Below are 3,662 nucleotides of genomic sequence, written 5' to 3'. Positions count from 1 at the left end.
CGTCGTTGCGCAACAGCGCCTGCGTGCACGCTGCCGCGAGGCGGGGTTCATCGGCGACGATCAGGGTGATCGCCCGCAACTGAACGCTCACCCGGGACTGCAGGCTCGCCGTCGGATCGACGACCAGTGGCAGCTCGGACACCCGGTTCAGATAGAGCTCGGCGAACATCGCGTCGAGGGAAGGGAAGTGCGCGCACAGCGCGGAGGGGGCGATCCTGGCCCGTGCGGCGAGCGTCGGCACGGAGACGTCGGACTGCTCTGACCCGTCGAGCATGTCCGCGGCCGCGCCGAAGACACGCCGTTGGGTGTGGGTCCGGCGCGCGTGTGGGTCCCGCAGGCCGATGACGTGTGTCACCGCTGAGCTGGACATGTGTCCAGGTTATCCGACGAGGTCCGGGTTGGCAATCGCGGCGGTTAAACCCGTTCAAACAGCTATTTCTGGGACTGCGGGATACTCATGCGGTCGCGGCGGCGGTTTGCGCTCCACCGTGTCGCGTGGCAATACTGGACAAGTGTCCAGTAGAGTGTGGCAGCAACCGAGGAAGGACAACCCGTGGCCTACGTGATCACCCAGAACTGCTGCAAGGACGCCAGCTGTGTGCCGGTCTGCCCGGTCGACTGCATCCGGCCCGTTGGCGGCGCGGGCGATCTCAGCGGCACTCAAATGTCAACGGCTCAGAATTCAACAGCGACGATGCTCTACATCGACCCCGAATCGTGCATCGACTGTGGCGCGTGCCTCGATGAGTGCCCCGTCGGCGCGATCCACTACGACGAGGATCTGCCGCCGCACCTGGAGCGGTTCAAGGAGATGAACGCCGCCTACTTCGAGCGCCACCCGCTCGAACCCGACGCGACCTCGGCACGCAGTTCGCGTGCCGCGGTGGCGCATGGCGCGCTGCGGGTCGCCATCGTCGGCGCGGGGCCCGCCGCGTGTTACGCCGCGGCCGAACTGATCGACGTGGACGGCGTGGAGGTCGACCTCTTCGAGCGGTTGCCGACGCCGTTCGGCCTCATCCGTGCGGGAGTGGCGCCCGATCACCTGCACACCAAGTCGGTGACCAACCTCTTCGACCACGTGTTCACCAGCAAGCGGTTCGGTTGTCACCTCAACGTCGAGGTGGGCCGAGACGTCACCCACGACGATCTGCTGGCACACCACCACGCCGTGATCTACGCCTTCGGCGCCGCGACCAGTCGGACGTTGGGCATTCCTGGGGAGGAGCTTCCGGGCAGCCACGCCGCCTCGGACTTCGTGGGCTGGTACAACGGTCACCCCGACCACGCCGCCCGCTCGTTCGATCTCGGCTCGTCCCGGGCGGTGATCGTCGGCAACGGCAACGTCGCCCTGGACGTGGCCCGCGTCCTGCTGATGGGGTCCGACGGCCTGGCCGACACCGACGCCGCCGAACACGCGCTGGACGCGTTGCGCGACAGCGCCGTCGACGAGGTGGTGATCCTCGGGCGGCGCGGCCTGCGGGACGCCGCCTTCTCGGTCGGCGAATTCCTCGCGCTCGGCCACCTCGACGGCGTCGACGTCGTCATCGAACCCGGCGACGTCCCCGACGACGATGACACCGACGTCGAGACCTCGTTCAAGTTGGAGGTCGCCAGCGAATACGCGCACCGCGCACCGACTCCAGGAAACAAGCGAATCGTGTTCCGATTCAACGCAACTCCGGCAGAGGTGATCGGCGTCGAGCGGGCCGAGGGCGTGCGCCTGGACGGGGGCGAGGTGATCGACGCGGCACTCATCCTGCTCTCGATCGGCTACCGCGGTGCGCCGATGCCCGGGCTCGCCTACGACGACGCCAACGGCGTCATCCCCAACGATCACGGCCGCGTGCTCGACGGATCGGGCCTGCCGGTCCCAGGCGTTTACGTGACGGGCTGGATCAAACGTGGTCCACGAGGAGTGATCGGCACCAACCGCGCGTGCGCCGAGGAGACGGTCGCCGCGCTGTGGGACGACTTCGCCGCCGGCCTGCTCGACCGCGTCGTCGATGACCGGGATGCGTTGCAGGCCTTGCTCACCGCGCGCGGAGCCCGTCCGATTCCGTGGCGCGGATGGCGGGCCATCGACGAGGCGGAGCGTGCGCGCGGCACCGCGGCCTCGCGCCCGCGGGTGAAGTTCGTCGCGGTCGCCGAGATGCTCAGCGCGGCCCAACCCCAGTCGGTTCCGACGTAGCGGGCACCGGGTCCGCGTCGGTCCGCCTGGTGGCCAGCACCGAGCCCCCCAGGATCAATGCCAGTCCCGCGAGGTTCCAAGGCGTGAGGGGTTCGTTCAGGACGATCACCCCGGCCGCGAGTGCCACCGCCGGGTTGACGTAGGTGACCACCAGCGCGCGGGCGGCGCCGACCTCGCGGATCAAAGCGAAGAACACGATGAATGCCAGCGCGGTGCAGACCACGGCAAGTCCCGACAGAGCCAACAGAATTCGCGTGCTTGGCAGGTGGTCGGGCCACGTCGCCGCTGCGGGCGCGGCGTACACCAGGGCGGCAACGCCGAGGCATGCGGCCGTCAGCGGCAGCGTCGGCACATCGCCGAGGTAACGCGCGGCAACCAGGGGAGCGATCGCGTAGCAGGTCGCCACCAACAGCACCTCCGTGACGGGCCATGCGCTGCCGCCGGTGAGCGCGGGTCCGGCCAGTACGGCGACACCGACCAGTCCGACCGCCAAGCCCGCAATCCGCTTGCCGCCGAATCGCGCTTCGCCGCCGGTCAATCGGTCCAGCACCGCGGCGATGATCGGTGACGCCGCGATCAACAGGCCGGTCAACGAACTGGAGATGTGGCGCTCGGCATCCGAGAGCAGCAACCAGGCGGCGATGATCTCGAAGAACGCGAACACCAGCACCGGGCGCCAATGCCGGCGTACCGGCGCCCACGCCGCGCGGGACAGCGCAAGGGGCAACAGCACGGCAGCGCCGATCGCGGTCCGTGCCAGCACCAGGACGGGCACCGAAACGCCCTCGACCGCAATCTTGATGAGCAGGTAGGGAATGCCCCAGATGACGCTCATGGCGGCGAACAACATCCACCCGCGAAGGCTCACGCCCTGGTCAGCTCCGCATAGCGCGCCACGTGATGGTCGGTCGAGCCGAACTCGTACTGCACGGCGGTAAGCCGCTTGAAGTAGTGCCCGATCGCGAGTTCCTCCGTCATTCCCATACCGCCGTGCAGTTGCACGGCGTTCTGGCCGACGAACCTGGCCGCCCGACCGATGGTGGCCTTGGCCGCCGACACCGCCCGCGCCCTCGTCGCGGGCTCGGCTTCGAGGTTGAGCACCGCGAGATACACGGCCGCAACGGATTGCTCGAGTTCCATGTGCATGTCGACCATCCGGTGTTGCAGCACCTGGAAGCTCCCGATCGGCTGCCCGAACTGCTGCCGCTGCTTGCAGTATTCGACGGTGTCGGCCAACACCTTCCGCATACCGCCGACCGCCTCCGCGCAGACGGCGGCCGCACCCTCGTCGCGGGCCCGATCGAGCGACGGCCACGCCTGCCCCTCCTCACCGAGAAGCGCATCGGCGGGCAGCCGCAGACCGGTGAGCACCAGATCGGCGGCTCGGCGGTCGTCGATCGTGCGGTAACCGTGGAACTCGATGCCTGCCGTGCCGACGTCCACGCAGAACAACGAGATACCACTGTCGGTACGG

3 protein-coding genes and 1 pseudogene are annotated in these 3,662 nt (G+C 68.6%); 1 reads left to right on the top strand and 3 read right to left on the bottom strand.

Going from position 1 to position 3,662, the window contains the following annotated elements; genetic code table 11:
- Positions 1-370, bottom strand: a pseudogene (locus QOC69_RS36375) (TetR family transcriptional regulator); the annotation flags it as partial.
- 183 nt (positions 371-553) lie between these two features.
- On the opposite strand from QOC69_RS36375, the gene QOC69_RS36370 reads away from it, so the two are divergent.
- Positions 554-2,188, top strand: a complete 1,635-nt coding sequence (locus QOC69_RS36370; RefSeq protein ID WP_526447741.1) for an FAD-dependent oxidoreductase — start codon at positions 554-556, stop codon at positions 2,186-2,188.
- On the opposite strand, the gene QOC69_RS36365 is transcribed toward QOC69_RS36370, so the two are convergent.
- Both QOC69_RS36365 and QOC69_RS36360 read right to left on the bottom strand, forming a co-directional pair.
- Complete coding sequence (locus QOC69_RS36365) at positions 2,154-3,056, bottom strand: EamA family transporter (RefSeq protein WP_526447739.1); 903 nt, start codon at positions 3,054-3,056, stop codon at positions 2,154-2,156. The genes QOC69_RS36370 and QOC69_RS36365 overlap by 35 nt on opposite strands.
- On the bottom strand, positions 3,053-3,662 hold a 610-nt coding region (locus QOC69_RS36360; RefSeq protein ID WP_526447737.1), incomplete at its 5' end, for an acyl-CoA dehydrogenase family protein. The genes QOC69_RS36360 and QOC69_RS36365, both read right to left, overlap by 4 nt.

The organism is Mycobacterium sp., from assembly GCF_032162105.1.
Lineage (GTDB): Bacteria > Actinomycetota > Actinomycetes > Mycobacteriales > Mycobacteriaceae > Mycobacterium.
The sequence above is the reverse complement of the archived record's forward strand: the minus strand, read 5'-3'. Positions and strand labels throughout refer to the sequence as shown.